The organism is Microbacterium sp. K35 (genome assembly GCF_004794375.1).
GTDB classification, from domain to species: Bacteria; Actinomycetota; Actinomycetes; order Actinomycetales; family Microbacteriaceae; genus Microbacterium; species Microbacterium sufflavum.
The window spans coordinates 1-297 of record NZ_SSDM01000125.1 but is presented as its reverse complement, the minus strand read 5'-3'; the positions used below and the strand labels follow the sequence as shown (position 1 = coordinate 297).

Annotated in this window: 1 pseudogene; it reads left to right on the top strand. The window is 78.1% G+C overall.

What is annotated here, in order from left to right:
• Nucleotides 1-7: 7 nt before the first annotated feature.
• A pseudogene (locus DW299_RS03810) lies at nucleotides 8-297 on the top strand (CHAT domain-containing protein); the annotation flags it as partial.

Below are 297 nucleotides of genomic sequence, written 5' to 3'. Positions count from 1 at the left end.
CGCGCTCATGACCCGCTCCCGCCCCGCCCTGGCGGAGGCGAGCGACCTGGCCGCCGCGATCGCCGACCTCGATCGGGCCGAGGTGCTCCGCGACGCGGGCCTGACGACCGAGGCGGAGGTGCTGCTCGGGCGGGTGGCCGTGCAGTTCGGGGCGCAGCGCATGCGGCAGGCGCGCGGCGAGGCGGAGTTCCACCTGGCGCGGTCACTGCTGCGCCATGATCCCGCGGCCGCCGAACGCGCGGCACGTCTGGCCGCCCGACGGTTCACCGCCCTCGCGACACCGGGGTGGACGGCGCG